Genomic DNA, 25,854 nt, shown 5'->3' with positions numbered 1-25,854 from the left:
TTATACAAGCTGCTTTTTGCATGTGAAGAACGTTTCATGAGAAAGTTTTGGAACGGATAGCCGTGAGCACAGCCGGAATCCGGTCGTACGTGTAAGCCGGCACTGTCTCTTGATAATTAAGCGCCGCGATTTGTTCACGTTCACGTGGGTTTGTCATATAAAAATGGATCTTTTCCGCAAAATCCGCAAGCCCGCTGTAAGAAACAAAGGATGAAAAAGGGGGCGCGGGAGAAAGGTCTGTCAGCTGAAATGCCTGACAAGCCGCAATGTCAAAGCTTCTCGTATTTAAACTGATATTTCGGATGCCGCTCCTATTTTGATTGAGCGCAAACCGATAAGAACGGTGCGGGTTCAAAACCACATCTGCGCTGTTGTAATGCAATGCGGCATGTTCGGGTTCAATCCATTCATCCATGATGAGCACATTTTGCTGTCTGGCGATTTTTTTAGGCAGATGTCTGCGCCATCCCTTCCCGATGATCCGAAGCGTATACGGAAGCTTCGCCGCTGCTTTCACCAGTTCAACCCGGTTCGGGTACGGGTATCCGATCAGAAGCAGGTTTGTGTGAAGAGAAGCGTCAGCCGCTTGTTTTGTAAAAATCCGCTGATTAACGGGAATCGGGACATAATATACGTGCTGTAAGCCCATTTGCCGATAAGCATCAATAGCGTTTTGTTCTATGGTCAAAACGGCATCGGCGAGCGGGGCGATTGTCTTGCTCACATCGAAATAAAAAGGATCCTCCGTCAACCATAGATAGACGGGAATCTCTTCTGTCCTCAGCCATTGAAGCCATTCAGACGGAATACGGTCGCCCGCCATCATGAGACTGATGTCAGGTTTGAATGCCCGTATACTGCGGATTGAATCTTCCTGAAGCTCAGAAACAGAAAAAAAGCGGACGGAAGACTGTAAAAAGCCTTCCTCGACCCAGCGGTCAAAATACGTGTAAATGCCTTTATATCCTGAACGGATATATAAAACTTTCATCTGCTTTACGAAGTGAACGTGACACTTTCAACTTTGTCAACGTCAAGCAATGTTGTAGAAGAGCCTGCCGGTGTAACGGAATTTTCCTGCGTCACATAAACGATGCCGTGAACTTCGTCAAAGAAAACAAATTGAACCGGGCCGATCATGTCTCCAGAATCCATCACAATGCTGATGACAGTGCCGGGCTGAACTCTTGCAAAAATCCATCTCGCGGCTAGTGAAATACCGCTTCCCAGAACAGATTGAGTGCTGAGACTGTCTTTCGCAGCAGCTTCATCCACTTTTGCATCAATTGCAGATTCTAATAAATCTTTTACCTTGTTTTCCACGTTATCTCCTCCATCTGTGCCGCTAGATAAGGCGCTGTTGTCAAATATAGGGGCCAAAAGAGTTTTCAATAGCTTCTTTTTGAGCTCTGAACGATCTTCGCTCATGGGGACATACACCTCCTTTAACAATTTCAACCTCACGTTTATTCATATTCCTGATTGATGAGATTGGTATAAGTCGAATGCCGTTTTGCCGGATTTTTTTCATATTTAAGAAAACAGCTGAATTTTAGAATCAGGCTTTGTTTGCCTATGCGGATTAGAAAAGTGCGACATACGTTGTATAGATTAAAAAATGAAGGAGAGGAATTATTTTGGATTCAGAAGAAACTGTAAAGCACGGGGGTTTTGAGGAGGAATTTCATCTCTTACTGCTGCTTCTTCTTTTGTTATCACGCCAGCCGTCCGGAGATCAATCAGATATACGGCGCCAACTTGTGATGGCAAAAGAGCTTGGAGTTCCTGTATCACGGGTCAATCTGATTAACGGCAGCACACTGCAAAACGTGATTGTCAAAGAAGTGCTGTCTGATTTGGCCGTTTTTCAAAATCCGCTTAATAATACGAGATCAAATGTGGCGATTTCAAGCATCGTCAGCTGGGGTGCTTTTTAATAACAGATATCAGGCTCTGTCTCTTTCGGAGCCGTTTTTTATGTGAACAGAAGGGGGGATGGCGGTGGAAAAGAAGGTCTCAATTATCTTAACGAGCTATAACAAACCGGATCTTGTTACACAGGCGATTGAAAGTGTTTTGCATCAGACCTACAGCAATTGGGAGCTGTTTGTAATGGATGATCATTCAAATGAAGAAACCTCGGCCGCTATCAGCCCGTATATAAAAGATCACCGCATATACTATTACAACAGTTTTATCAAACCGGCCGACCGGCTGAAATCGACCCGGTATGCCGTTTTGATTAATAATGCGCTTTCACAGGCCTCAGGCGAATACATTACTTATCTGACAGACGACACCGTATTTCATCCGGATAGGCTCAGCCTCATGGCGGAAGCGCTTAATCAATGCGCGGAATTTGATGCCGTCTATTCCAGTCAGAAGGTGATACATGTAAACGAGCGCGGAACAGAACAATCCCACTTCTATCGTTTTGCTGATGACGTGCTTGATCAGGCCGCTTTTCTCGTTGATCACTGTTCAGTGATGCACCGGAGATCATTGCTTCGGCGTGTGAAGGAGAAGTTCGGCAGTTTTTGGGACGAAGATGTCATGCATTGGAACCATGGAGACTCTGTTTTTTGGAGCAGGCTCAACACATTTACATCATTTCTGCCGATAAAAGAAGTGTTGGATACAACCTATAAAACACCCCACTCATTTCAGAACACGTATCAATCGCTTCCGTCAGTGCTGATTGACGGGGCTTTCGTTAAGGGGACGGATCAGAAAGTATATCAGCTTGACCGAAATAAAAGAAAGCCTGTAAACGAGCGCTGGCGTCCGTTATATGAAGGAAGAACCGTCATCATTCCTGATCCGTTTTTATTTCAATACGAGGAAGACAGCTCCGTCAGTATTCCGAATTTTCAGCTCGTTCGTGATCAGTTTCATGTCTATTTTTTAGAAGACGGGGTGAAAAGGCTGGTTGATTCTGGCGCATTTCGCTTTTACCAATTTAAACGGCATGACATTCTGGCTTTAGAACGGGACGAAATACAAGCGCTGCCGGACGGTCCGCCGATCAGCTGGGAGAGATCGGGCTGTATTCAGCACCTTCCCGGTAGAATGCTGTTTCGCATTGAACGGGAATTTTATGTTTATTTGAGAGGCGTTCTCCATCCGATCAGTCATGATGTAGTGAAACGCTTTTTTGCAAAGCAGAAGGCGATACCCATTTCCTTTCAGCAAATTAAACAATTACCAATTGGAAAGCCGTTCTATCCGGTGTACGATGAAATTATAAGAAATCTCAATATAACAAAAGGATGAGAGATGCAGTTGGATGTGTAAGGAAAAGGAGAGCTTTTATGACCGATCAATTTGCTAAAACCGAGAAACAATATATAGAGCTTACTTCTGGCATTCAGGGGTTTGAACATTACAGTGTATGTACGGACCCTTTGCTGCCGCAGATTTTTTCGCATAACTTTGTTCAGCTGCACCGTACATTTCCGTTAGACAGACTGCTGCCGTTTTTTGCATCCGTTCCGAACATGCTTCAAGCCAATTATATTCATGTGAAAGCGGCTCCTGAGCACACATTTCCGCTTCTTCTGAAACAAACATTGGTAAAGCAGGGCTACGTAGTGGAAGATGAGCTGTTTTTTGCAAGGAAACTGGAAAATGGGGATCGGCAGGCCGGACATCCGCTTACCGCTTGGGGGACGGAAAAAAGCCTCGCTGACGGGTCGTCTATTATGAAGATTTATGATGCCCTTTACATTGGCGAGGCGGCGGCCGAACAAAAGCTTGAGCGGAAATATCCTTTGTATAAGGACGGGACGGTTATGCTTGTCGTGTGCTATAGCGACGCCTCCCGAACGATTCCGATCGGCTGCGGAGAGCTTTTCATCAACAAAGCGGATAAAACCGCCAAAATTGAAGAAGTCGCAATTCTGGACCAATTCCAACGAAAAGGCTACGGGTCAATATTGATGAACGAGCTGATGGCTGCGGCAAAGCTGAACGGCATGGAAACCGTATATCTTGTGACGTCCGGGATGGACGGTGTAAACCGCTTTTATGAAAAACTCGGCTTCAAAAGATTTCGGCGTGTGCATACGATTTTTCATTATTTTCTTACATAGATGGGCATTCGCATAAAACAATTGGGAGTTGGCCCGCATACAATGCCGTATATCGGAAGAAGAAAGGATGATTCGTATGTACGGATATGGGGGCTGCGGCAGTTATGGCTTCGGTTATGGGTATGGCGGCTGCGGAGGCGGAACCAGCACATTTGTACTGATCGTGGTATTGTTTATTTTATTAATCATCGTCGGTGCGGCTTTTATTTGTTAGACTGAAAAATCCTATCATGAAAATCAGCCTGCAGAGAACTTTCTGCAGGCTTTTTGTTGTTTTCATTTTTAAAAAAAGCAGGTTGAAAAACATTTTAATACACATTATCTTTCTGGAGAAGGGGGCGAAAATGTGAAAATAACGATTGAAGAATTACCTGAATCAAGAATTGCTTATTTTCGACATGTCGGGGAGTATGGTGAAAAGCAAAACAAAGAACTCATGGAGTCTTTTAAAAATTGGGCGCAATTGAATGGTCTGCTTGATCATTCAGCCATTTTAGGAATACCTCAAGATCATCCCCATCGTACACCTAAAGAAAAATGCCGCTATGATGTTTGTGTTGTTGTCAAGCAAGATTTTCATGTGCCTGAACCGGCTCGGATCGGTACATTTTCCGGAGGGAAGTACGCTGTTTTCTTGCTTGATCATGCAGAAGAGGCAGTCAGTGGATTTTGGAACACTGTTTTTTCTGAGATCGAAAAAAATAATCTGTCAATCAGAGAACAGCCCATAATCGAAAGATATACTTTACAAAAGATGAATCATCATTTGTGTGAAATATTGATTCCCATACAGTAAAGAAGACGGAAATGTCCCGCCTTTCTGTTGATGCACGTCAGACCTGAAGCGTCTTTTTCAAAGGATTATTTTATCGAGATTGAAAGGTTGCTCATGGCAATTACAACATACAGCATACCTCGATAATATTCTTTTTTCTTAAAACAGCTAATGCCGATTCCGATCAAAATGGTAATGAGTATAAGCTGTACAGACAAATATAATAGTGAATTCGAACTGATGACGGAATAAATGAATAATAGGAAAAGAATCAATAAACTGCAGATTTTTAATATTTTCAGCAAATGTACACTCCTTTATTAATACTCTCTTACAATTTATCATAAAGTAGTCTGTTTGGTAATATTTTCAGAACGCTTCTCCGGCAGTCTGTTTTTCAGAAAGGTTTTTTCTGTAAAAAAACTTTCTGAAGGATAAGAATGCCGTTATTCATCTGTTCATACAATGAAGCAAATGGGTTTTTGAGGTGGAAAGATATGGGGAGCTATTTAATTAAACCGGAGCTTGACGGGATTTATCCGACAGTCAGCCATGGAAAAGGATCATATGTATATGATCTGGGGGGAAACAAGTATCTAGACGGGTCATCAGGAGCGGTCACTTGCAATATCGGCCACGGGACGGAGGATATTATACAAGCTTTAAAAGAGCAGCTTGACTCTGTTTCGTTTGTGTATCGCTCGCAATTCACCAGTGAACCCGCAGAGGAGCTGGCTTTATTTCTGGCCGATCATCTGCCGGGCGGACTGAACTGGTCATTTTTTGTAAACAGCGGCTCAGAGGCAGTCGAAACAGCGATGAAAATGGCCATTCAATATTGGCAGGAAAAAGGCCAATACCAAAAATCCGTCTTTTTATCGAGATGGAGCAGTTACCACGGTATTACTTTGGGAGCGCTTTCATTATCGGGGTTTTATGAACGGAGATACCGCTTCACCCAGCTGCTCGAGCGGTTTCCAGCCGTTTCAGCGCCAAATATGTATCGTTCTGAGCTGCAGGGAGAGGAATTTGTGAAAGCTGCGGCAGCTGAACTGGAAACGGCTGTTAATCGGATCGGTGCTTCATTTATCGCGGGTTTTGTCGCAGAACCGATTGTCGGGGCCGCCGGGGCGGCCATCACTCCGCCGCCAGGTTATTATGAAGCGCTTGAGGATGTCTGCCGCCGGCACAGTATTTTGTTTATCGCAGATGAAGTCATGACGGGGCTCGGGAGAACAGGGCGAATGCTTGCATCTGAGCATTGGGGGATCGTACCTGATATCGCGGTGCTCGGAAAAGGATTAGGCGCCGGTTACGCTCCGATCGCGGCAGCCGTCGCGTCTGATGACATCATTGATACGATCAAGCGGGGCTCCGGAGTCATTATGAGCGGACATACGTACAGCGCCAATCCATACTGTGCAAGAGCGGCGCTTGAGGTGCTTCGCTATGTCAAAAAACACGAGCTGCTTCGGCAGGCAGAGGAAAAAGGCGCGATACTGATGCGGAAATTAGAACAAATCAAAGAGCGCAGCGGGATAATCGGAGATGTCCGCGGTAAAGGCCTGCTGATCGGGGTTGAGTTCGTTAAAGATAAAACGACGAAGGAAGTTTTTCCGAAGAAACAGGGGTTCACAGAAAAAATGATAAAAGAAGCAAAAAAACGGGGCCTGCTTATTTATCCTTCAAAGCCCGGTATTGACAGCGGAGAAGGAGACGCCGTCATCATCGCGCCGCCGTTCACGATTTCGCATGCTGAGCTGGATGAACTGTCAGATCTATTTTCACAGGCTGCAGAAGAAGTTGAAAAAATGATGAAGAGGGATTGAGCTGACATGTCTATTTTTCATAAACAAATCGATATCCATGAAGCAATTGCCGATGTCAATGACGAATCTGTCATCATGTTCGGCGGTTTCGGGGGAGTGGGGTCACCTCCGTCATTAATCGAAGCGATTTTAGAAAGCGGCGTTAAAGAGCTGACCGTCATCTGCAATGATGCCGGATTTCCGGAAATTGGCATCGGCCCGCTTATCGTGCACGGGCGGGTGAAAAGGCTGATCGCTTCCCATATCGGCTCAAACCCTGTAGCCGGCAGACAAATGACTGACGGAACGCTTGAGGTGGAATTTTCGCCTCAAGGGACGCTTGCCGAACGGATTCGCGCAGGCGGAGCCGGGCTTGGCGGTATTTTAACTGATATCGGCATTGATAACGCAACCGTTTGTGAAAACAAAGAAACCGTAACGATTGACGGAAAGCCCTATTTAGTTGAAAAAGCGCTGACGGCTGATTTCGCTTTTGTGTCCGCACATACTGCTGATGAATTCGGAAATCTGACGTATGACAAAACGGCGCGCAACATGAACCCTCTGATGGCGGCCGCGGCCGAAAGAACTTTTGCCGAGGCGGTAACGATTGTGCCGGCCGGCGAACTTGACAGCGAGCATATTGTGACGCCGGGCGTTTTTGTAGAGGGCGTCGTGCAAACTGAAGGAGTGAAGTGGAAATGGGCTTGGGAATAGCGGAAAGAGAGAGTATCGCGAAGCGGGCCGCCAGTGAAATCACCTCAGGCATGATCGTCAACTTGGGGATCGGCATTCCTTCTTTAGTGCCGAATTTTTTGCCGGCCGGCATGGAAGTGATGCTGCAGGCGGAAAACGGCGTCCTCGGGATAGGCGGAAGTCCCGAGCGAGGAGCGGAGGATGAGCTTTTATGCAATGCGGCCGGATATCCTGTCAGTACGGTAAAGGGAGCTTCCTATTTTGATTCAGGTTTGTCTTTTGCCATGATCAGAAAAGGGCTGATTGATATTACTATTTTAGGCGCGCTGCAGGTCAGCCAAACCGGAGATCTCGCCAATTGGCTCGTGCCGGGGAAAAAAGTGCCCGGAATGGGAGGGGCAATGGAGCTGGCCCAAGGGGCGAAAAAAGTGGTTGTGGTCATGAGCCACACTGATCAGAAGGGCCGGCCGAAACTGGTCGAAAGCTGTTCATTGCCGCTTACGGCCGCGCGATGTGCAGACCTCATCATTACAGAGAAAGCCGTAATCAGCATCGATGATAAGGCTTTTGTTCTTGAGGAACTGCTGAATGGCTCGACCATAGACGATGTGATTCAAACAACGGATGCTGAAATCAGATTGGGAGAATGTTTTCTTAAAAGGGGGCCTGTCCATGGATCAATTAGAAAAGAAAGTCACTGAGTGGGCGGAAGAAAACGCAGCAAAAGCGGTAAGCCTGCTGAAACGGCTGATCGGGGAAAAAAGTATGTTCGGAAATGAATTTAACGCACAGGCAGTTGTTTTAGAAAAATTGAGACAGTTTGACATGGATATTGATGTGTGGGAGCCGAGTATTAAACAATTGAAAGAACATCCTTATTTTGTATCGGAACGCGAAGACTTTCATGAAAGCCCGAATATCACCGCCGTAAAGAAAGGAGCCGGCGGAGGAAGATCACTGATACTGAACGGACATATTGATGTTGTCCCTGAAGGAAATCCCGCCGCGTGGACGTATGAACCGTTTACCGCTGTTGAAAAGGACGGCAAAATTTACGGACGCGGTTCAACGGATATGAAAGGCGGCAATACAGCCCTCTTGTTAGCGTTAGAAGCGCTTGAAGCTTGCGGCGTTACGTTAAAAGGAGATGTTCTGTTTCAAAGTGTCGTAGATGAAGAGTGCGGCGGCGCCGGAACGCTGTCGGCAGTAATGAGAGGCTACAAGGCTGACGGGGCGCTTATTCCGGAACCGACTAATTTAAAGCTATTTGTTAAGCAGCAAGGGTCAATGTGGTTCCGCATTACGGTAAGAGGATTGTCCGCACACGGCGGCACCCGCTATGAAGGGGTGAGCGCGATTGAAAAAAGCCTGCATGTCATCACGGCCCTTAAAGAACTGGAACACGTCCGCAACGCCCGCATCATTGACCCGCTTTACCGGGATGTTCCGATTCCGGTTCCCATTAATATCGGCACCGTCCAAGGAGGAACGTGGCCATCTTCGGTAGCTGACCGGGTTGTGATAGAAGGCAGATGCGGAATAGCTCCGGATGAAACGCCTGAGGCAGTAAAAGAAGAGCTTACAAGCTGGCTCAAAGATTTGGAGTACCGGGATGAATGGTTTAAACACCATCCGGCGGAAATTGAATGGTTTGGAGCTCAGTGGCTTCCGAATGATCTCCCGGATGAGCATCCGCTGATTTCCGCTTTGGAATCTTCTTTTGAGAAAATGAAAGGGGCAAAACCGATCCGTGAAGCATCCCCGTGGGGAACAGACGGAGGGCTTTTGCACCATGCGGGACAGACGCCTGTCATCGTCTTCGGGCCGGGAGAAGTCAAAGCGGCTCACCAGGCAAATGAATACATTGAAGTCCGGGCGTTAATCGATGCTGTCAAAATCATTTCTCTTTTTATGATGGAATGGTGCGGGGTGGCAGATGGGGGTGACGGAGCTGATAAAGGAACTGAGGGCTGAAAGCGGATCGGCCGAGATTGATGCAGACCGTTTCAATGAGCGGATCAGGGTCATTCGTTATGACGGGCAGCTCGCGTCGCTGATTCCGGCCGTTTTGGCAGAAGCAAAGCAAGAAGAAGCCCAAAAGGTGATTTTCTTTGCCAAGCGCGGCGATCAGCCGGAACTTGTCAAGCATCTCTTTATTCATGAGGGGGTCATAGACGGATATTACAACGGGCATGAGGCTGCTGTGATGGTGCGCTATTTATCAGAGAAACGGAGACAGTCAGATTCATATGTATCTGAAGATTCTACGGTTGACCGTATTTATGAGACACCGCAGCGGGGAGTGACTCAGACAGAAAGCGGGCTGTTGTTCAGAAAAGCGGGTGAAGGTGATGCAGACCGATTATCGCTCTTATATAAACATGTTTTTCAGACCTATCCGACTCCTGTCTTTAATCCCCTCTACATTAAAAAAACAATGAGAGAAAACACCATCTATTTTGCCGCATTCGATCAGGAGCGTCTCATCGGCGCGGCAAGCGCAGATATCAATCCCGTATTGGGGCACGCTGAAATGACCGATTGCGCGGTTCTGTCAGATTACAGAGGGAATTCCGTAACGGCACGCCTGTTTAAAGCCTTAGAGCAGGAACTAGCGGGCCAGGGAATCATTCATCTTTTTTCCTTGGCCCGTGCAGCGTCTTACGGGATGAATGCCGTTTTGTATCATGCGGGATACGGCTACAGGGGCAGGCTTGTGAACAACTGCCGGATTTCAGAAGGGCTCGAAAATATGAATATATGGTGCAAGACATTACGTTTTAGCCATTCATAAGGAGGAATTCGTTTGACAAACAAATGGTTTCAGCCGAAGCGTCATTGGAAGGAGATTGAATTGTGGAAAGATGTGCCGGAAGAAAAGTGGAATGATTGGCTGTGGCAGCTCACCCATACTGTAAGAACCGTCGATGACCTGAAAAAAGTCATTCATTTGACTGAAGAGGAAGAAGAAGGCGTCAGAATGTCTGTAAAAACGATTCCCCTGAACATTACGCCTTATTATGCTTCTTTAATGGACCCCGACAACCCGAGATGTCCGATCCGCATGCAGTCCGTGCCGCTGTCAGAAGAAATGCACAAAACGAAATATGACCTTGAAGATCCGCTGTTTGAAGATGAAGACTCACCGGTGCCCGGCCTTACGCACCGCTATCCCGACCGCGTTCTTTTTCTGGTGACAAATCAATGCTCGATGTACTGCCGATACTGCACCCGCAGACGCTTTTCCGGACAGATCGGAATGGGTGTGCCGAAAAAACAGCTTGATGCGGCGATCGCTTATATCCGGGAAACGCCTGAAATACGTGACTGCCTGATTTCCGGCGGAGACGGGCTTTTAATTAATGATCAGATTCTGGAATATATTTTGAAAAACCTTCGTGACATTCCCCACCTTGAAATTATCCGGATCGGAACGAGAGCGCCCGTCGTTTTTCCGCAGCGGATAACGGATAACCTTTGTCAGATTTTGAAAAAATATCATCCGGTCTGGCTGAACACTCATTTTAATACGAGCATCGAACTGACGGAAGAATCGGTTGAGGCGTGTGAAAAGCTTGTCAACGCAGGTGTTCCGGTCGGTAACCAGGCCGTTATTTTAGCGGGTATTAATGATTCGGTGCCGATTATGAAAAAGCTCATGCATGATTTAGTGAAAATCCGCGTCCGCCCGTACTATATTTATCAATGTGATTTGTCGGAGGGGATCGGGCATTTCAGAGCGCCTGTATCAAAAGGTCTGGAGATCATCGAAGGACTGAGGGGACATACAACGGGCTTTGCCGTTCCGACCTTTGTCGTCGATGCCCCGGGCGGAGGCGGTAAAATCGCCCTGCAGCCGAACTACTTGCTCTCCCAGAGTCCGGAGAAAGTTGTGATCAGAAACTTTGAAGGGGTGATTACGTCTTATCCCGAACCGGAAAACTATATCCCGAATCAGGCCGACGACTATTTCGAATCTGTTTTTCCGGGAACGATGGCCAAACGCGAGCCGGTCGGACTAAGCGCTATTTTCGCGGACAAAGAGGTTTCTTTCACACCGGAAAATGTATCGAGAATCAACAGAAGGAAAGCGTTTACATCTAATCCTGAGCATGAAACGCTGAAAGACCGCAGGGAAAAGAGAGATGAATTGAAAGAAAAGAAATTTATAGCACAGCAAAAGAAAGAGCAAAAAGAAGAAACGGAAGTCGGAGGTGAGTCGCCGTGAAGCCATGCGAATGGTGCAGCAATCAAAAGGCGTCAGCTTGTCAGGCGACTGTATACTGGGAGCTTCCTGACGGTACGAGGGCTATAGAAATTAAAGACACACCCGCGTTCGCCTGTTCATCCTGCGGCATGACTTATCAGGAGGAAGCGGTCATCGGCGAAATTGAAAATCAGCTTTTTTTAGTCGACGCAAAAAAATTACCGGAAACACTCACATATCAAGAGCTGATGCAGACAGAACGGATATTGAAACGGAATTATTTTGACTTCTCCTAGTTTTCTTTTGTTGTAATTTCACTCTTGAAATGTATAATAGTACAACAAAAGACAGTCATCAGGAGGGGAAACCCATGAAATCCTTTTACCACTATTTGATGAAATACAGGCACCCTAAGCCGAAGGACGCGATCAGCCAGTTTGCGAACCAGGCATACGAAGATCACGGTTTTCCGAAAACGTCAAGCGATTATCACGAGCTCAGTTCTTATTTAGAACTGAGCGCCGACTATTTGGAAACGATGTCGACATTTGATGAAGCTTGGGAAAAATATGAGACCGAGGTGCATCACGCCTGACGTAAAACCGCACATTGTGCGGTTTTTTCTGTTGAAACCGCCCGCTGACTTAAGGCGGTGATTGATTGTGAGGCGCAGAATGATCAAATCCTAAAAAACGCACCGGTACGTCTTCCATTTCGGTCAGCACTGAAACGACGGCACGTATCAAAATCAAGCCGTAAATGGTATATTTGAAGTGAAAAACGGTAAAATTACCGGAACCGTCAGAGGCGGAACCGCAGCTGTTTTATATCCCGGCGATATAACCCGACAGACCTGTTTCTGCAAGCGGTGCCCTGTGTAAGGAGCTTCTTTTCATGGGAAATAATCATACAATCTAATGAAGTGAGGGGAATCGAATGATCCATCAGGTGGGGCAGATCATGCTGTACGTCAATAATCAGGATGAGGCACTGACGTTTTGGACGGAAAAAGCGGGATTTCATGTGGTTGCCAAAGAAGATAACGGACAAGGCATGAAGTGGATTGAAATTGCGCCTTCATTGAAAGCCGAAACGAGTTTTGTTCTTCATGATAAACAAACCATTGCAAAATTGCAGCCGGAATTAGAACTCCATACTCCTTCGATTATGTTTTTTACTGAAGATCTTGATCAGTTATATCAAGATTTTTCAAATCAGAATATCACAGTCGGTGATATTGTCGACATGCCTTCTGGCCGGGTATTTAACTTTGCTGATCATGAAAACAATTACTTTGCCGTTATGGAGAAAAAAACAAAAACCTCTTCAAAATAGGGGATCATGCATCATTTGAAACTATTTTTAACAGTACGTGAAAAACCGCACATGACTTGGTGCGGTTTTTTTGACTTTTGAACATGCGCAGAAATGGATATTTCCTGTGGTTTTCATGCCCATGCGAAATAATGGCGGCCGGCATACGATAGCGTATGACAGTCCGCGGCAAGGGGGAGACAGCATGAAGCAAAATAAACCGAAATTTCAAGTGGGAGATATCGTGGTCGTCGTGATGTACGGAACCGTCGGCACCATTACGAAGGTTCATCAAATTGATAAACATTATCTTTACGAAGTCAATCATAATGAAGTGCTTTATTTCGAATCGTCCATCCAGCTTTATAAAGATTATGAGGGCGTGATCGTCGATATGGAAAAATTAGATATTGAATATGAATTTCTGATCGGCGACGTAGTATATGTAAAGGACTACGGAAAGGAATTATTCCGTGTCATCGGCCACAGAACTGAAATATGGAGATATTTAGAGGATGGCTGGGAGGACATTATTTATGAGCTGACTCGGCTGAAAGACGGAGAGTGGCTTGAAACGGAGGAAGAGGATCTCACGCTGGTTCTGAGAAAATATGAAATGGATCAGTTTGTGCATCAGCTGCTGTTTGTCCACTATGTTGGGGAAGCATCTCATGAGATCGGCGAGGATACCGCTGCGTCTGCTCTTCTTCAGTTTGAAGGCGATGCTGATGATCCCGATACACTGCATGTGCTGGCGGTATCGATCGTAGATGAGCTGCTTGATATTTATAACGATTATAAGATCCTTTATGAAATGTTCGGTGACGAAGAATATAAAGATATGATGAATTTTGTGCTGGAAAGCCTCGGGGAGCATTTCAGCTAGCCGGCAAAAAAACGGACGGTGACATATAAAAACCAGGGCAGACAGCCGGCAAAGATCACAAACGACATTCCTTTCAGCACTTTTTCCAATACGATATCAAATCCATCTCCGTCCAATAAAGCCATCATTTTCGTCATCATCTTTTCTCCCTCCGGGGCTTGTTTTTTTAAAAGTATATGAGCGGACAAAACGTTTAGAACTTTCGGGTATAATTTGAAGGGTTTTTTCATAAAACATAAAAAAGGAGGCGGTGTTAGCATGAAAGAAATAGATCTTGTGATTGACACAGAAGAGATAGCTGATTTTTTTTACAGCCAGCTTGCAATGCGCGGGTACATACCGAGTGAAGAGGAGATCTTTGAAATAGCCGACATCACCTTTGATTATTTATTAGAAAAATGTATGATAGACGAAGAGCTTGATGAAGACTGAAACTGCGGAACCGAAGTGAAAAATGCTTCGGTTTTTTCAATCGGCTCGGGAGAATGATAAATGGGGGGAAAACGTTGTACAAGCCAGCAAGTCTTTTCGCATTGTTTATTCTGCTCGCAGCAGCGATCCGGATAGAAGCCGTTCAGGCTTTTGACGAGCGGGTGATAGAAGCGGCGGTCAGGATCAGGGCTGCCTGGCTGAATGAATTGATGCTATGGATAACGGAGCTCGGCACGACCGCGGTGCTTTTGCCGCTTCTTCTTTTGACAGGCGCGGCCCTGTATATGTACAAAAAAACGCCGGATGTTGTTTTTTTGCCGCTTCTTTTTCTCATTGAACGAATTGTAAACATTAAAATAAAAGAATTGATTGAAAGAGCCAGACCCGCTTTTGAGCCGCTCGTCCATGAAACTTCATACAGTTTTCCAAGCGGCCACTCCATGAATGCGGCAGTGATATATCCTGTCATCGCCTGGTTTTTGATCAAGCATGTTCCTTTTTTTACGAAAAGAAAGCGGGCTGTCTCCGTCTTTACCGGAGGTCTCGTCCTCCTCATCGGGTTCAGCAGAATTTATTTGGGCGCGCATTTTCCGACGGATGTCCTTGCGGGATTCAGTCTCGGACTATGCCTCGTCTCGCTTTTTGCGCTCTTTGACGAAAAGTATCACCCGTTTCGACAAAAATAGAGACAGGAAAAATGAGAAAAAACGCTAATACTATTAAGAAATAAGAGGGAGGGATCTTGATGCTGTTATCGCTGCCTGTGTTTAAAAAAAAGACTTGTGCCTATGATGTGACGATTTTTCAAACACCCCGCTACGGTGAGAAAAAGGGATACAGGGTCGTCTATCGGACAGAGCTGGCCGCTGACAATCATCAAGACGCACTGGAAAGGGCATTTTCTGTTTTTAATGTGCCTGATACGGTTCCAAACGACTATCAAGCCAGATTCATAGCGACCGGAGATGTCATACTCATAGACGAAGGAAGAAAAGGAAAGACCTATTACAGGCTTAACCCTGCGGGATGGAGCAAAATTAACCGTCTGCTCGTCCAGCCGAGGTAAAACGGGGCCGGCTGAATCTTCAGCCGGCTTCCGTTTTGTCTTCAAAGGCAGTTTTAAGGCTTCCGTTTAGCAGCGGAATGCTCTTTTCCGTGCGCTTCATCAGCTGCAATCACGTCTGAAACGGGTACATGATTGTTCTTTTTCTGGCCGGTCACCCGATTGCGCTGTTTTTTGCCCATTTATGCTCACTCCTTTTTCTTAGGCTTGTCTTCCCGCCATATTCTGCCCAAGATCGCCCTGATCAATGCTGATGATTGTCTCTTACCGTTATTCAGTGTACAATGGGTGGGAGCTTGAATAGGCAGGAGGAAAAGGAAATGAGTGTACATATAAACGCAGAAAAAGGTCAGATTGCGGATACAGTGCTTTTGCCGGGAGATCCGCTGAGAGCGAAATTTATTGCGGAAACGTATCTTGAAAATGTGGAATGTTATAATGAAGTCAGAGGAATGTACGGATTTACGGGTACATTTAACGGCAAAAAAGTATCAGTGCAAGGCACCGGCATGGGTGTTCCGTCTATCTCTATCTATGTGAATGAACTGATTCAAAGCTATGATGTTCAAAACTTAATCAGAGTCGGTTCATGCGGAGCCATCCGTAATGACGTGAAGGTGCGTGACGTGATTTTGGCGATGACGTCTTCAACGGATTCACAGATGAACCGTGTCGCCTTCGGAAGTGTAGATTATGCTCCTTGCGCAGACTTCGAACTGCTTCATAAAGCGTATCAGGAAGCGCAAAAAAACAATCTTCCTGTAGCGGTCGGAAGCGTATTCACCGCCGATCAGTTTTACAATGAAGACTCTCAAATTGAAAAGCTTGCCAGATACGGCGTTCTCGGCGTAGAAATGGAAACGACTGCTTTATATACGCTTGCCGCAAAATACGGCAAAAAAGCGCTGTCTATCCTGACTGTAAGCGATCACGTGTTAACGGGAGAAGAGACAACGGCAGAAGAGCGTCAAACCACTTTTCATGATATGATAAAATTGGCGCTGCATACTGTATCGTAAACTTGGGATGAGGGTCATGCTGATAAAAGCAGCCCTCTTCTTTATGCATCGCCCTGATTCAAAAATAGAAAGGTAAGGGTAAAATGAAGAAATCCACTAAATGGTTCTCGCTCGCTGCTGCTCTCAGCGTAACTGCAATCGTGGGAACCGGCTGCAGCATTTCAGGCGGCGACAGCCATAAGGACACAAAAACAGCAGCCGAAACAAAACAATCAGATGACACATCTAGCAAAAAAACAACGAAGACAGAAGACAGCGATTTTGTATTGGAGAGCAAATATTTTAATGATATTAAAGAAGTGAACGGGCTTGAGACCATTCAAAACCCGGCAAATACACTTGCGCTCGTGAATAAGACATACACGCTGCCGGGAGAATATAAACCGAATGATCTCGTCATCCCGAAAGTTGAATTTTCTTTCACTGAGAAAATCGAGAAACGATATATCCGCAAACCTGCCGCCGATGCTTTGGCGGAACTATTCAACGCGGGGAAAAAAGAAGGCTATGATCTTGTTGCCGTTTCAGGATACCGCTCATATGACAGACAGAAAGTGATTTTCGATAATGAAGTCAGTCTGAAAGGTGAAAAGAAGGCGAAAGAAGCAGTTGCATATCCGGGACAAAGCGAACATCAGACGGGGCTTGCCATGGACATTTCCAGCAAAAGCAACGGATATGAGCTGAACGAAGCGTTCGGAAACACGGCAGATGGCAAATGGGTGAAAGACCATGCGTATGAATACGGCTTTATCATCCGCTATCCTAAAGGCAAAGAAAATGTGACAAAGTATGAGTATGAACCATGGCATTTGCGTTATGTAGGCAAAAAAGCGGCAAAAGCCATCCATGACCATCAATTAACGCTTGAAGAATACTTTAATGAAGTAAAGAAAGTGTAATAAGAAAAAGCCCGCTTGAAAAACAGAAAGCGGGCTTTCTTTTATTACCAGAAAAGTAAACCTCCAAGCGCAAATCCGGTAATTAAACCAAGACCGATACCGTAGGCTGCTCCCCAGCCTCCCCAGCCCCAGTATCCGTATCCGTAACCTCTGTGGCCTCCGTGACCGACCGGGGAGATATACACTTTGCTGCGTGTTACCCGTACGATTCTCCCTACATGCACTCTGCCGTTTCGTTCTGTAATTCTTGCTACTTTTCCATGGTGCTGTCGGCAAATATGATAATAGTTTTGCATCTTTTCTCCTCCTATCCTATCTAACCTATCTTTCTATGTCAGCTTATGATAGAGTGCCATAAAAAGGTTGGACGAAAACAGGAGGACAACTGCCGATTTACTTGTAAGCGACAAAAGCGCAGTGTCCCATATACTCACTGTACGTCTGCATAAGTTCGTAATGAGCCGTCAGCGTATCGTAGTGGGCAGGCTCGATAACGGGCGACAAATCCATTTCTGTAGTGGGATCCTGCGCATTGTTTTCATAGGAAGCGGGAATGAATTCCGCTTTTTGAAAGCCTTGCTGAAGCAATCTCTGCTTCCATGCCGCTTCATCTTGCAATACGGTAAAACCGTAGAAGTCTTTTATCTGCGTGATGGCGTTTTTCGGCAGGGGTTTTTTTAAAGCTGCTTCAATGCCGATTAGCATGCCCCCGGGTTTAAGAACCCTCAGTATTTCAGAGAGCGATGAATCAAGATTTGAAAAGGTGAGAACTGATTCAGAAAGAACGGCCGAAAATTGATTTTCCGCAAACGGAAGCCGCTCAAGCTCCGCCAAATAGACCGGAATGGTTAAGTCTTCAGCGGCAAATCGCTTTGCTGCTTTTTCAAGCATGAGGGGGTCCTTATCGACACAGGTGACGGGATACATCAGATGGCCGAGATAAGCGGCTGTCTGTCCCGTTCCGCAGCCGGCGTCAAGGATCGGCTCGCCAGAAGGAGGGGCCGCTTTTGTGAGAACGGATTTAGAAAAAGCGAGCCCGCCGGGGTGGGCTCCTCCGACTCCGAATAAGGACAGCATTTCTAAATATTTGCTCAAAGTCCGAATCCTCCTTTCTTCCTCAGCATATGTTGAGAGAAAAGCATAGGTTTGGGTAAACGGGAAAGAAGGGCGCTTCACGTTTGAAGTTGACGAATGAGCGTTCGTCTATGATAATAATGTAAGAATAAAAAGGTGGTGTTTTCTTGAAGCGGCAATTTAAACTGTTTTTTATCATATTGATCACTGCGGTCGCAGCCTCGGCGCTTACGCTGTTTATCACGGGCAATACGACCATTTTAGGACAAGGCTCGGCTGCTTTGTCGAACAGCAAATTTGAGAAATTCAATAAAGCCTACGAGCAGATTAAAAGTGATTACTACCAAAAAACAGATGACAGCAAATTAGTAGACGGAGCGATAAAAGGTATGATCAGTTCCTTGGATGATCCGTATTCTTCTTATATGGACCCGCAGGAAGGAAAGTCGTTTGGAGAAACCATTTCCGCTTCGTTTGAAGGAATCGGCGCACAAGTGGAAGAAAAGGACGGCAGCATCCTGATCGTATCACCGATCAAAGGGTCGCCTGCGGAAAAAGCGGGAATTAAACCGAATGACCAGATCTTGAAAGTCGACGGTAAAAGCGTCAAAGGCCTTAATGTAAGCGAAGCCGTCGCGTTAATCCGCGGCAAAAAGGGAACAAACGTCAAGCTCGTGCTGCACAGAGCGGGTGTCGGCGATCTGAACCTGTCGATCAAACGTGACACCATTCCGGTCGAAACGGTGTACTCTGAAATGAAAAAAGGCGGCATCGGCGAAATCCAAATCACATCCTTCTCCGAATCGACGGCAAAAGAGCTGAATTCAGCCATTGACAGCCTCGAAAAACAAGGGGCGAAAGGGTATATTTTGGATTTAAGAGGCAACCCGGGCGGACTGATGGATGAAGCCATCAAAATGAGCAACATGTTTATCGATAAAGGAAAAAATATCATGCAGGTTGAATATAAGGACGGCACGAAAGAGGTCATGAAAGCGACGAAAGAGCGCAAAGTGACAAAACCGACAGTCGTTCTCGTCAATGACGGCACCGCGAGCGCCGCGGAAATCATGTCGGCTGCGCTGCATGAATCATCGGGCATCCCGCTGATCGGCGAGAAAACGTTCGGAAAAGGGACCGTGCAGACGGCAAAAGATTACAGTGACGGATCCACCGTTAAACTGACAATCGCAAAATGGCTGACAGCGGACGGAGAATGGATTCATAAAAAAGGCATCGAACCGCAATATCAAGTCAAGCTTCCTGATTATGCAAACCTGCCTTATTTAGATGCGGAAAAAACGTATCAATACGGAGATTCCGGAACGACCGTCACAAATGCGCAAAAAATGCTGGAGGCGCTGGGATACAGCGTGAATGTAAACGGCACGTATGATAAAGCGTTTGAACAAGCGGTCAAACAATTCCAAGCAAAAGAGAAACTGAAAGAAACAGGCATTTTAACAGGAGACACAACGGCAAAATTGATGACGGACCTGCAAAAACAGCTTGCAGACAACGATACACAAATGAAAAAAGCCGTTGAAACATTAAATAAAGCCATGAAGAAGTAAAAAAACACCCAGTGCGTCTGTTTGCGCATTGGGTGTTTTCTGTTCAAGCACCACAGCTTACGTCGTTTCTTGTTCAAATAGGTGGCTGTTCGCCTGGATGAAAAACTGTGATTGTTCGTAGTGATAGGTGACTTTTGAAAAGTCAAACGGCTGGCCGTTGGTTAAATGAAAAATCGTTTCAACGCAAAGCTTAGGCGCTCCTGTAAACAGCCCTAAGTACTCCGCTTCTTCCTCATTTAACATCCCCGCGTACAAGTATAAATCTGAAAAACCGCGCTTCAATCCGAGACCATCCCTAATATAATCAAAAATTGAATCTGACACAATCTCTTTATTCAAATACGTAATAATCGATTTGTTATAAAATGACTCCTCGATACATAATGTCTTCCCGTCAATATACCGGATTCGTTTGACATAATACACGTCGCCGTCAGACGGCATATTCAGATTTTGCGCAGCCTCAGGCGTGGGCTTTCTCACTTCCAGCGCTAATAATGTTGAGGTGACATTAAAATCTTCAAGTGATTCTTTAAATCCCTGATTAGAAAGCAGGCTGATATACCCTTTTCTTTTATTCCGTCTGACAAAAATGCCGCTTCCTCTCACTTGAAACACAATCCCCTTTTTTTCTAATAAATCCAAGGACTTGGTGATCGTGCTTTTGCTCACGTTAAACTGAGTCATTAAAGTTTGCAGCACAGGCAGTTTATCCCCTTGCTGAAGCTGATGCTCTTCTATATATTTTTCAATATCCATCGCGATTTGCTGGTATTTTAACATATACATTCCTCATTTATTTATTGTCCCGCTATTTCAGAATTATAGCATAATCGTTTTTAAAAGCCATTTCGCAAAATAAGTATAACTGTTTATGTATTGAAAAATTGTACCGGTACAATTATAATGTGAGTGTATAATATGAAAAGTAAGGGATTGAATTCTTCCAAACTTGCAAAGCGGATGTGTGAGCTGCCGCGGAGGACTATTCGGCAAAACAAGCGGCGGTCAAATAAAGGAGGATATGAACGATGGGAACATTGCCAAAAGACTTTTTATGGGGAGGCGCTCTAGCCGCCCATCAATTTGAAGGGGGATGGAACAAAGGCGGCAAAGGGCCGAGTGTAGTGGACGTCATGACGGCAGGCGCGCATGGTGTGCCCCGGAAAATAACAGATACAATTGAAGAGCGGGAATTTTACCCGAATCACGAAGCTATAGATTTTTATCATCGTTATAAAGAGGACATCGCATTATTCAGCGAGCTGGGACTAAAATGCTTAAGAACGTCCATCGGCTGGAGCAGAATTTTTCCTAGAGGTGATGAAACAGAGCCTAACGAGGAAGGACTTGCTTTTTACGACCGGGTTTTTGACGAATTGCTGAAGAATGGGATTGAACCGGTTATCACGTTGTCACATTTTGAGATGCCGCTGCATATCGCAAGGGAATACGGCGGATTCAGAAACAGAAAAACGGTCGGATTTTTTGTAAAATTCGCTGAAGTGTGTTTTGAACGATACAAACATAAAGTGAAGTATTGGATGACGTTTAACGAAATCAACAACAAGATGGATGTGAATAATCCGATCTTTTTATGGACGAATTCAGGTGTCGCCGTCAAAGAAAACGAAAACGCAAAAGAAGTCATGTATCAGGCCGGCCATCACGAACTCCTTGCAAGCGCATTGGCTGTTTCGAAGGGAAAAGAAATCAACCCTGATTTCCGGATCGGCGCGATGGTGTCACATGTTCCGATTTATCCGTACTCTTCCAACCCGGATGATGTGATGCTGGCTGAAGAAACGATGAGACAGCGTTTTTTCTTCCCGGATGTGCAGGTGCGCGGATATTATCCAAGCTATGCGTTAAAAGAGTTTGAAAGAGAAGGCTATCAGATACACTTTGAAGACGGTGATGAAGAGATTTTGAAAAACGGCACGGTGGACTATCTCGGATTCAGCTATTACATGTCCACAACCGTAAAAAGTGATGTGTTAAACGATAATACGGGGGATGTCGTAAACGGAGGATTACCAAACGGCGTGGAAAACCCCTATATTACAGCGAGTGATTGGGGCTGGGCGATTGACCCGACCGGTTTACGGTACACATTAAACCGTTTATACGACCGCTATCAGATTCCGTTATTTATAGTGGAAAACGGATTCGGCGCCATTGATACGGTAGAAGAGGATGGTTCCATTCATGACACAGCGAGAATTGAATATTTAGCGTCACATATAAAAGCTTTGGAAAAAGCAGTCACATATGATGGAGTGGATCTAATGGGCTATACACCGTGGGGAATTATCGATATCGTATCATTTACAACCGGAGAAATGAAAAAACGCTACGGCATGATTTATGTTGACCGGGATAATGAAGGCAGCGGGTCAATGAAGCGGTTTAAGAAAGACTCATTTGAATGGTATAAAAAAGTGATTGAAACAAACGGCTCATATATATTCTAAATGTGTATGTTAAAAGAGAAGGCTTCACGACTGTGTGAAGCCGCCCTTTTTATCAGTATTTTTGAAAGCGCATTCATTTTGGTGGAAAGGAGGTGACTGTCCGGCTTTTCATTCTGAATCTTTTATAAAACCCAGGAAGGGGATGATGAGGTTATGTTTTTTAAAAAAGGTCTGTACATGACGCTGGCTTTTCTTTTGCTTTCTTTTTTATTATCAGGCAGCATGGAAACCGAAGTGTATGCGACTGATCGGAAAGCTCCGGACAAAAACAAAGTAAGGGTGTGGTACAGTTCGGAAAAAGATCCGGCTTCCCGTACATGGTATGACGGTCCGAAAGAAGTGAAATACGCCTTAGATGAACAAACCCCACTGACTTTGACAAAAAAGAAGGCTTCTGACTCCACTGCCGTGTATATTGATCCGTCGCACCGCTATCAAAGTGTATTAGGCATAGGATCATCTCTGGAAGAATCCACTATCTCTAATTTATCGAAAATGTCGCCCGGAAAAAGAAAAGAAGTGTTGAAAAAACTGGTTGATCCCAATGAAGGCATCGGCATGGACGTCATGCGCATAACGATAGGGACATCAGATTTTACGGCCCAGGAATTTTATACGTATGACGATATGCCTGAAGGCCGAAAAGATCCTAAGCTCAGACATTTCTCGATTCAAAAGGATATTGATTTACACATTACAGCAACCATCAAGGAAGCGCTGGCGATAAATCCGAAGCTGAAAATCATTGCCTCACCGTGGAGCCCGCCCGCATGGATGAAAACGAATGAAAATCTCAAGCGAGGAAAGCTGAAAGATAAATATATCAGCGAGCTGGCCGTTTATTTCCGCAAATTTATTGAAGCGTACGAAAAGCAAGGGATCCCGATTTATGCGATGACTCTTCAAAATGAACCTTTGCTGGAAATTGACTATCCGAGCATGTATATGCCGCCGTCTCAGCAGCGCAAACTGGCGCAGGCCTTAAAAAAAGAAATGAAGAAACATTTAATTGACACGAAAATTTGGATTTATGATCACAATGCAAGCGGGGCGTGGAACTATATTCCGCCGATTTTAGATGATAAAAAAGGAAACCAGGCGGCAGACGGCATTGCTTTTCATGATTATGACGGAGACCTTTCCGTCATGTCGGAAATCGGAAGGCGATATCCTGATAAATCTATTCACTTAACGGAGCGGTCTGTCTGGGGGACAGAAGGAGCGGACCGGATCGCGCAGTATTTCCGCAACGGCGCGTCCAGCTACAATGCGTGGGTGACGATGCTCGACAGTCAAATTAAGACGCATCATTGGATAGGCACCCCGGATCCGACGCTGTTTATTCAGGACGCTAAAAATCCTGACCGCTATTGGAATATCCCGATCTATCATATGACAGGCAACTTTTCAAAATTTGTCGACCGCGGAGCAAAACGGATAGAAAGTAATTACGGCTCCAAAAACACAGTTTCGAACGTATCGTTTCTTAATCCTGATCAATCCATTGTAACAGTCGTGATCAACCAGACATCTGCGGAGCAAAAATTCCATGTCGTTTCAGAGGATCGGCAGTTCGAAGCCGTTATCCCGGCTAAAACCGTCGCTACCTACAAATGGCAGCACAAAAAGTAAAAAAAGCCGGCACATTTACGTGCCGGCTTCTTTCTGTTAAGCGCCTTTTTGATTCATTTTATCAGAGGGCGCTTTTCCGAATAAACCGTCTTTGACAGCGTTTGAAGCCGCTTTTTTTACAAAAAACGGGTTCAGGATGATAACGGCTGCCATGTTAGCAGTCAAACCCCAGAAGCCTTCATAAACACCGTGGGCCGATTGGGTGATGTTTACGGTGAATGTCACAATAAGACCGACGAGAAGTCCGATGATGGTTGCTTCCTTCGTCTGATTTTTCCAAAACAGACTGACGGCGATAGCCGGAAAAATCTGAACCATGCCGGAAACACCGAGAAGCTGGAGCGTAACGAGCGCCGTCGGGAACAGCATGCCGAATAATAGCGCGAGCCCGATGACGACAAATACCATTGAACGGGTGATGATCGTCAGCTTGCTTTGTGATACGTTCGGATGAATCAAATCCCGATATAAGTTATTCGCAAATAAGTTTGATGCTCCGATCGCCATGATAGAGCAGGGAATCAAAGACGCAAGAGCGATCGTGGAGTAAGCAAAGCCCTGAGCGACCCCTCCGTAAGACATTTGGATCAGCTTCAATAAAGCGAGCCGTGGATTGGTATCGTCCGGCAGGACAAGAAACGCGATAAACCCGAGAAAAATAACAAGAATCAAAACAATATTATAAAGCGGCAGAAACATGCTGTTCTTGCGGACGGCATCTGCGCTTTTTGCCGTGAATACGCCAGTCGCCGCATGAGCCCACATAAAGAGCGCCAGCGCAGATACGATGGAAGCGGTGATAAACCAAGGAATTCCTTTCGGCCCCGCGGTAGGAATCGTCAGCATTTGCGGCGCTTTTTCCGCCAACGTGTCAATCATCGGCGTCCAGCCGTGAAAATGGATCAGCGGGAGTGACACGACCATAAACAGCATAATCACCCACACCAGGATGTCTTTAATAATAGCCGTAAACGTCGGCCCTTTAATTCCGCTGAAAAAGGTATACAGCGCTACAAGCATAAAGGAAATGATAACGACCATATTGACATTTATGACACCCGTTCCGGCCACCTGAAGCGTATCCTGAATGCCGCTCAGCTGGAGACAGATATAAGGAATGAGCATAAGAACGCCGACAATGGCGACAAGACTTGCCAAAAGCTTACTGTCAAAGCGCTCACGGGCGTAATCGGCAAGTGTCGTTAATTTGTGGATTTTTGCCACTTTCCACAGCTTCGGCAAAAAGAAATAAGCAATAAAATACGCCAAAACAGAATACGGGATTGCAAAAAAGGCAACACTTCCCCCTGTATAGGCGGTGCTGGTCAAGCCTAAAAACGTATAAGCCGTATAAAGGTCCGCACCGACTAAAAACCAGACGAGGAGCCCCCCGAACCGTCTGCCGCCGACAGACCATTCCTCAACAGAAGTGCGTGATGATTTGTCTCTCCCGGCTATAAAGCCGATGCAGACAACAGTTAAAACGATGATGGCAGTAATGATCAATGCTGTTATATTTGCGGGCATCAGTCCAATCCTCCTTGCTTCTTCTGCAGCCTATAAATAAGAAACGAACATAAAGGAGTGACTGCGATCCATAAAAGCAGCCAGAAATGAAAAAAAGGCAGCCCGATAATGATCGGATGAACCCGATTAGCGACTGACAGAAAGGCCAGCTGGCTGAAAGGGATTAAAATAAGAATGAAAATTAGTGCTTTTCTGACCATTTACTTTCCTCCTGAACCCTGATAATGCTCCTTATCATAGCAGTTGTCAGATAAGATCACAAGATATTTTTCAGAAAAAAAAGAATTCTATAATTTTTTTAATTAAAACACTTTAGTTGCAACAACATTCATATTAAATTAAAATAATTAATATCTTGAATTCAAGATATTTAGGAGTGA

General features: G+C 45.4%; 32 protein-coding genes. 23 read left to right on the top strand and 9 right to left on the bottom strand.

Going from position 1 to position 25,854, the window contains the following annotated elements; all coding sequences use genetic code 11:
* Positions 1 to 34: 34 nt before the first annotated feature.
* Together MHH91_RS10400 and MHH91_RS10395 are read right to left on the bottom strand one after the other, a co-directional pair.
* Positions 35 to 991 carry a CgeB family protein gene (locus MHH91_RS10400; RefSeq protein ID WP_014470271.1) on the bottom strand — a complete coding sequence of 319 codons (957 nt, stop codon included), beginning with the start codon at positions 989 to 991 and terminating at the stop codon, positions 35 to 37.
* Positions 992 to 996: 5 nt separating this feature from the next.
* Positions 997 to 1,428 carry a hypothetical protein gene (locus MHH91_RS10395; RefSeq protein WP_014470272.1) on the bottom strand — a complete coding sequence of 144 codons (432 nt, stop codon included), beginning with the start codon at positions 1,426 to 1,428 and terminating at the stop codon, positions 997 to 999.
* 209 nt (positions 1,429 to 1,637) lie between these two features.
* Between MHH91_RS10395 and cgeC the strand changes: the two genes are divergently transcribed.
* From cgeC to MHH91_RS10320, 15 genes are all read left to right on the top strand, one after another.
* Positions 1,638 to 1,937, top strand: a complete 300-nt coding sequence (cgeC, locus tag MHH91_RS10390) for a spore maturation protein CgeC (RefSeq protein ID WP_014470273.1) — start codon at positions 1,638 to 1,640, stop codon at positions 1,935 to 1,937.
* Between the two features lie 64 nt (positions 1,938 to 2,001).
* Positions 2,002 to 3,273: a glycosyltransferase family 2 protein gene (locus tag MHH91_RS10385; protein WP_014470274.1), complete on the top strand. Its 1,272-nt coding sequence runs from the start codon at positions 2,002 to 2,004 to the stop codon at positions 3,271 to 3,273.
* A gap of 38 nt (positions 3,274 to 3,311) precedes the next feature.
* Entirely contained in the window at positions 3,312 to 4,091 is a 780-nt protein-coding gene (locus MHH91_RS10380) for a GNAT family N-acetyltransferase (protein ID WP_014470275.1), read from the top strand.
* A gap of 76 nt (positions 4,092 to 4,167) precedes the next feature.
* A complete protein-coding gene (locus MHH91_RS10375) occupies positions 4,168 to 4,305 on the top strand; it encodes a YjcZ family sporulation protein (protein ID WP_013352577.1) in 138 nt (45 codons plus the stop codon).
* Between the two features lie 132 nt (positions 4,306 to 4,437).
* The gene (locus tag MHH91_RS10370; protein ID WP_014470277.1) at positions 4,438 to 4,887 is read left to right on the top strand and encodes an AraC family transcriptional regulator; all 450 of its coding nucleotides are present in this window, start codon (positions 4,438 to 4,440) and stop codon (positions 4,885 to 4,887) included.
* Between the two features lie 476 nt (positions 4,888 to 5,363).
* Positions 5,364 to 6,695 (top strand): aspartate aminotransferase family protein, encoded by a 1,332-nt coding sequence (locus MHH91_RS10365; protein ID WP_014470279.1) that lies wholly within the window; start codon positions 5,364 to 5,366, stop codon positions 6,693 to 6,695.
* Positions 6,696 to 6,701: 6 nt separating this feature from the next.
* Complete coding sequence (locus MHH91_RS10360) at positions 6,702 to 7,391, top strand: CoA transferase subunit A (RefSeq protein WP_014470280.1); 690 nt, start codon at positions 6,702 to 6,704, stop codon at positions 7,389 to 7,391.
* Positions 7,376 to 8,071, top strand: coding sequence for a 3-oxoacid CoA-transferase subunit B (locus MHH91_RS10355; protein ID WP_013352572.1), 696 nt, complete (start codon positions 7,376 to 7,378; stop codon positions 8,069 to 8,071). Before MHH91_RS10360 ends, MHH91_RS10355 begins: the two co-directional genes overlap by 16 nt.
* Complete coding sequence (locus MHH91_RS10350) at positions 8,043 to 9,344, top strand: peptidase (RefSeq protein WP_014470281.1); 1,302 nt, start codon at positions 8,043 to 8,045, stop codon at positions 9,342 to 9,344. The genes MHH91_RS10355 and MHH91_RS10350 overlap by 29 nt, the downstream gene beginning before the upstream one ends.
* Positions 9,322 to 10,164 (top strand): putative beta-lysine N-acetyltransferase, encoded by an 843-nt coding sequence (gene ablB / locus MHH91_RS10345; protein ID WP_038463238.1) that lies wholly within the window; start codon positions 9,322 to 9,324, stop codon positions 10,162 to 10,164. The genes MHH91_RS10350 and ablB overlap by 23 nt, the downstream gene beginning before the upstream one ends.
* Before the next feature lie 12 nt (positions 10,165 to 10,176).
* A complete protein-coding gene (ablA, locus tag MHH91_RS10340; protein ID WP_014470283.1) occupies positions 10,177 to 11,598 on the top strand; it encodes a lysine 2,3-aminomutase in 1,422 nt (473 codons plus the stop codon).
* Positions 11,595 to 11,873 carry a YokU family protein gene (locus tag MHH91_RS10335; RefSeq protein ID WP_013352568.1) on the top strand — a complete coding sequence of 93 codons (279 nt, stop codon included), beginning with the start codon at positions 11,595 to 11,597 and terminating at the stop codon, positions 11,871 to 11,873. The genes ablA and MHH91_RS10335 overlap by 4 nt, the downstream gene beginning before the upstream one ends.
* A 74-nt stretch (positions 11,874 to 11,947) precedes the next feature.
* Positions 11,948 to 12,172 (top strand): YozE family protein, encoded by a 225-nt coding sequence (locus MHH91_RS10330; RefSeq protein ID WP_013352567.1) that lies wholly within the window; start codon positions 11,948 to 11,950, stop codon positions 12,170 to 12,172.
* Between the two features lie 341 nt (positions 12,173 to 12,513).
* Positions 12,514 to 12,912 carry a VOC family protein gene (locus MHH91_RS10325; RefSeq protein ID WP_013352566.1) on the top strand — a complete coding sequence of 133 codons (399 nt, stop codon included), beginning with the start codon at positions 12,514 to 12,516 and terminating at the stop codon, positions 12,910 to 12,912.
* 184 nt (positions 12,913 to 13,096) lie between these two features.
* Complete coding sequence (locus tag MHH91_RS10320) at positions 13,097 to 13,777, top strand: hypothetical protein (RefSeq protein WP_013352565.1); 681 nt, start codon at positions 13,097 to 13,099, stop codon at positions 13,775 to 13,777.
* Here MHH91_RS10320 and MHH91_RS10315 read toward each other — a convergent pair.
* Complete coding sequence (locus MHH91_RS10315; RefSeq protein WP_012117771.1) at positions 13,774 to 13,917, bottom strand: hypothetical protein; 144 nt, start codon at positions 13,915 to 13,917, stop codon at positions 13,774 to 13,776. The genes MHH91_RS10320 and MHH91_RS10315 overlap by 4 nt on opposite strands.
* A 118-nt stretch (positions 13,918 to 14,035) precedes the next feature.
* Here MHH91_RS10315 and MHH91_RS10310 point away from each other — a divergent pair, with 118 nt between their 5' ends.
* The 3 genes from MHH91_RS10310 (at position 14,036) to MHH91_RS10300 (ending at position 15,275) form a co-directional block, all read left to right on the top strand.
* Positions 14,036 to 14,209: a YozD family protein gene (locus MHH91_RS10310; RefSeq protein ID WP_013352563.1), complete on the top strand. Its 174-nt coding sequence runs from the start codon at positions 14,036 to 14,038 to the stop codon at positions 14,207 to 14,209.
* Between the two features lie 74 nt (positions 14,210 to 14,283).
* Positions 14,284 to 14,895: a phosphatase PAP2 family protein gene (locus MHH91_RS10305; RefSeq protein ID WP_013352562.1), complete on the top strand. Its 612-nt coding sequence runs from the start codon at positions 14,284 to 14,286 to the stop codon at positions 14,893 to 14,895.
* A 59-nt stretch (positions 14,896 to 14,954) separates the two neighbouring features.
* On the top strand, positions 14,955 to 15,275 hold the full coding sequence (locus MHH91_RS10300) for a YodL domain-containing protein (RefSeq protein WP_003153700.1): 321 nt from the start codon (positions 14,955 to 14,957) through the stop codon (positions 15,273 to 15,275).
* Positions 15,276 to 15,328: 53 nt separating this feature from the next.
* On the opposite strand, the gene MHH91_RS10295 is transcribed toward MHH91_RS10300, so the two are convergent.
* Positions 15,329 to 15,454 carry a hypothetical protein gene (locus MHH91_RS10295; protein ID WP_003153701.1) on the bottom strand — a complete coding sequence of 42 codons (126 nt, stop codon included), beginning with the start codon at positions 15,452 to 15,454 and terminating at the stop codon, positions 15,329 to 15,331.
* 138 nt (positions 15,455 to 15,592) lie between these two features.
* Here MHH91_RS10295 and deoD point away from each other — a divergent pair, with 138 nt between their 5' ends.
* Together deoD and MHH91_RS10285 are read left to right on the top strand one after the other, a co-directional pair.
* Entirely contained in the window at positions 15,593 to 16,291 is a 699-nt protein-coding gene (gene deoD / locus MHH91_RS10290; protein WP_014470285.1) for a purine-nucleoside phosphorylase, read from the top strand.
* Positions 16,292 to 16,374: 83 nt separating this feature from the next.
* Entirely contained in the window at positions 16,375 to 17,193 is an 819-nt protein-coding gene (locus tag MHH91_RS10285) for a M15 family metallopeptidase (RefSeq protein ID WP_013352560.1), read from the top strand.
* Between the two features lie 44 nt (positions 17,194 to 17,237).
* On the opposite strand, the gene MHH91_RS10280 is transcribed toward MHH91_RS10285, so the two are convergent.
* Positions 17,238 to 17,489, bottom strand: a complete 252-nt coding sequence (locus MHH91_RS10280; protein ID WP_013352559.1) for a hypothetical protein — start codon at positions 17,487 to 17,489, stop codon at positions 17,238 to 17,240.
* 97 nt (positions 17,490 to 17,586) lie between these two features.
* Positions 17,587 to 18,288 carry a class I SAM-dependent methyltransferase gene (locus MHH91_RS10275; protein WP_014470286.1) on the bottom strand — a complete coding sequence of 234 codons (702 nt, stop codon included), beginning with the start codon at positions 18,286 to 18,288 and terminating at the stop codon, positions 17,587 to 17,589.
* A 146-nt stretch (positions 18,289 to 18,434) separates the two neighbouring features.
* Here MHH91_RS10275 and ctpA point away from each other — a divergent pair, with 146 nt between their 5' ends.
* Positions 18,435 to 19,841, top strand: coding sequence for a carboxy-terminal processing protease CtpA (gene ctpA / locus MHH91_RS10270; protein ID WP_013352557.1), 1,407 nt, complete (start codon positions 18,435 to 18,437; stop codon positions 19,839 to 19,841).
* Between the two features lie 57 nt (positions 19,842 to 19,898).
* Here the strand turns inward: ctpA and MHH91_RS10265 are convergent, their stop codons facing one another.
* Complete coding sequence (locus MHH91_RS10265; protein ID WP_013352556.1) at positions 19,899 to 20,624, bottom strand: GntR family transcriptional regulator; 726 nt, start codon at positions 20,622 to 20,624, stop codon at positions 19,899 to 19,901.
* 248 nt (positions 20,625 to 20,872) lie between these two features.
* Between MHH91_RS10265 and bglA the strand changes: the two genes are divergently transcribed.
* Complete coding sequence (gene bglA, locus MHH91_RS10260) at positions 20,873 to 22,315, top strand: 6-phospho-beta-glucosidase BglA (RefSeq protein ID WP_013352555.1); 1,443 nt, start codon at positions 20,873 to 20,875, stop codon at positions 22,313 to 22,315.
* 153 nt (positions 22,316 to 22,468) lie between these two features.
* Positions 22,469 to 23,947 carry a glycoside hydrolase family 30 protein gene (locus tag MHH91_RS10255; protein ID WP_014470287.1) on the top strand — a complete coding sequence of 493 codons (1,479 nt, stop codon included), beginning with the start codon at positions 22,469 to 22,471 and terminating at the stop codon, positions 23,945 to 23,947.
* A 36-nt stretch (positions 23,948 to 23,983) separates the two neighbouring features.
* On the opposite strand, the gene MHH91_RS10250 is transcribed toward MHH91_RS10255, so the two are convergent.
* Together MHH91_RS10250 and MHH91_RS10245 are read right to left on the bottom strand one after the other, a co-directional pair.
* A complete protein-coding gene (locus MHH91_RS10250; RefSeq protein ID WP_013352553.1) occupies positions 23,984 to 25,474 on the bottom strand; it encodes a sodium:solute symporter family protein in 1,491 nt (496 codons plus the stop codon).
* Positions 25,474 to 25,674, bottom strand: a complete 201-nt coding sequence (locus MHH91_RS10245) for a DUF3311 domain-containing protein (protein WP_013352552.1) — start codon at positions 25,672 to 25,674, stop codon at positions 25,474 to 25,476. The genes MHH91_RS10250 and MHH91_RS10245 overlap by 1 nt, the downstream gene beginning before the upstream one ends.
* Positions 25,675 to 25,854 lie beyond the last annotated feature (180 nt).

Source organism: Bacillus sp. FSL K6-2819 (assembly GCF_038008305.1).
Lineage (GTDB): Bacteria > Bacillota > Bacilli > Bacillales > Bacillaceae > Bacillus > Bacillus amyloliquefaciens.
The sequence above is the reverse complement of the archived record's forward strand: the minus strand, read 5'-3'. Positions and strand labels throughout refer to the sequence as shown.

What these genes read in the sequence shown, in the direction of transcription:
- MHH91_RS10300 (WP_003153700.1), top strand. Translation starts at nt 14,955, where the DNA reads ATGCTGTTATCGCTGCCTGTGTTTAAAAAAAAGACTTGTGCCTATGAT.
- MHH91_RS10265 (WP_013352556.1), bottom strand. Translation starts at nt 20,624, where the DNA reads ATGTTAAAATACCAGCAAATCGCGATGGATATTGAAAAATATATAGAA.
- MHH91_RS10325 (WP_013352566.1), top strand. Translation starts at nt 12,514, where the DNA reads ATGATCCATCAGGTGGGGCAGATCATGCTGTACGTCAATAATCAGGAT.
- MHH91_RS10360 (WP_014470280.1), top strand. Translation starts at nt 6,702, where the DNA reads ATGTCTATTTTTCATAAACAAATCGATATCCATGAAGCAATTGCCGAT.
- MHH91_RS10280 (WP_013352559.1), bottom strand. Translation starts at nt 17,489, where the DNA reads ATGCAAAACTATTATCATATTTGCCGACAGCACCATGGAAAAGTAGCA.
- MHH91_RS10250 (WP_013352553.1), bottom strand. Translation starts at nt 25,474, where the DNA reads ATGCCCGCAAATATAACAGCATTGATCATTACTGCCATCATCGTTTTA.
- MHH91_RS10330 (WP_013352567.1), top strand. Translation starts at nt 11,948, where the DNA reads ATGAAATCCTTTTACCACTATTTGATGAAATACAGGCACCCTAAGCCG.
- MHH91_RS10395 (WP_014470272.1), bottom strand. Translation starts at nt 1,428, where the DNA reads ATGAGCGAAGATCGTTCAGAGCTCAAAAAGAAGCTATTGAAAACTCTT.
- MHH91_RS10245 (WP_013352552.1), bottom strand. Translation starts at nt 25,674, where the DNA reads ATGGTCAGAAAAGCACTAATTTTCATTCTTATTTTAATCCCTTTCAGC.
- MHH91_RS10320 (WP_013352565.1), top strand. Translation starts at nt 13,097, where the DNA reads ATGAAGCAAAATAAACCGAAATTTCAAGTGGGAGATATCGTGGTCGTC.
- bglA (WP_013352555.1), top strand. Translation starts at nt 20,873, where the DNA reads ATGGGAACATTGCCAAAAGACTTTTTATGGGGAGGCGCTCTAGCCGCC.
- MHH91_RS10365 (WP_014470279.1), top strand. Translation starts at nt 5,364, where the DNA reads ATGGGGAGCTATTTAATTAAACCGGAGCTTGACGGGATTTATCCGACA.
- deoD (WP_014470285.1), top strand. Translation starts at nt 15,593, where the DNA reads ATGAGTGTACATATAAACGCAGAAAAAGGTCAGATTGCGGATACAGTG.
- MHH91_RS10310 (WP_013352563.1), top strand. Translation starts at nt 14,036, where the DNA reads ATGAAAGAAATAGATCTTGTGATTGACACAGAAGAGATAGCTGATTTT.
- MHH91_RS10375 (WP_013352577.1), top strand. Translation starts at nt 4,168, where the DNA reads ATGTACGGATATGGGGGCTGCGGCAGTTATGGCTTCGGTTATGGGTAT.
- MHH91_RS10315 (WP_012117771.1), bottom strand. Translation starts at nt 13,917, where the DNA reads ATGATGACGAAAATGATGGCTTTATTGGACGGAGATGGATTTGATATC.
- MHH91_RS10350 (WP_014470281.1), top strand. Translation starts at nt 8,043, where the DNA reads ATGGATCAATTAGAAAAGAAAGTCACTGAGTGGGCGGAAGAAAACGCA.
- MHH91_RS10380 (WP_014470275.1), top strand. Translation starts at nt 3,312, where the DNA reads ATGACCGATCAATTTGCTAAAACCGAGAAACAATATATAGAGCTTACT.
- MHH91_RS10295 (WP_003153701.1), bottom strand. Translation starts at nt 15,454, where the DNA reads ATGGGCAAAAAACAGCGCAATCGGGTGACCGGCCAGAAAAAGAACAAT.
- MHH91_RS10285 (WP_013352560.1), top strand. Translation starts at nt 16,375, where the DNA reads ATGAAGAAATCCACTAAATGGTTCTCGCTCGCTGCTGCTCTCAGCGTA.
- MHH91_RS10355 (WP_013352572.1), top strand. Translation starts at nt 7,376, where the DNA reads ATGGGCTTGGGAATAGCGGAAAGAGAGAGTATCGCGAAGCGGGCCGCC.
- MHH91_RS10400 (WP_014470271.1), bottom strand. Translation starts at nt 991, where the DNA reads ATGAAAGTTTTATATATCCGTTCAGGATATAAAGGCATTTACACGTAT.
- MHH91_RS10255 (WP_014470287.1), top strand. Translation starts at nt 22,469, where the DNA reads ATGTTTTTTAAAAAAGGTCTGTACATGACGCTGGCTTTTCTTTTGCTT.